We start from the raw sequence: 498 nt of genomic DNA on the forward strand, positions 1-498 counted from the left end.
AACGCCGACAACACCAATTCGATCATGGGCTCCAACAAGGACATCCTCGAGAAGAGCAATCAGATCCTGCAAGCGCTGACAGGAAGTCGCAACGGCTCTCTCGGCATCGGCCAAATGGGCCTGGGCGGCAACATGTCGATTGCGCAAGCGCCGAGCTTCGGGTCGATCCTCAATGGCGGCGCCCTCTCGTTCGGCGGGCTGTCGCCAGAAATCCAGAAGATCGCCGGCGCGGTGATTAACGGCCTGCAGCTGGTCAAGCAGCTCCAGCAAATCAGCGGCAATGCCAGCAGTGCCGTCAACACAGCCTATAGCGGCAGTGTCAACGTCGCGTCGTTGTTGAGCGCCCTGACCTCGCAGGCGTCACAAGGGGTCGCGCAACGCGAACGGTCGTTGCAGTCGGCCAGCGGCCAGATCGGACAGTCCGAGGACGTCAAAGGCTCGGTCGATCAGAACACGCGCATGCAGCTCGAGAACGCCCGCGCGGTCAACGAACTCATC

At 61.6% G+C, this 498-nt stretch carries 1 protein-coding gene; it reads left to right on the forward strand.

Features of this window, described 5'->3' with window-relative positions; translation table 11 throughout:
• Positions 1 to 24 precede the first annotated feature (24 nt).
• Positions 25 to 498 (forward strand): conjugal transfer protein (locus tag EOA60_RS36750; protein ID WP_128312815.1); only part of this gene is annotated, 474 nt, incomplete at its 3' end.

Origin of the sequence: Mesorhizobium sp. M1A.F.Ca.IN.020.06.1.1 (assembly GCF_004023265.1) — a bacterium.
Taxonomy (GTDB): domain Bacteria; phylum Pseudomonadota; class Alphaproteobacteria; order Rhizobiales; family Rhizobiaceae; genus Mesorhizobium.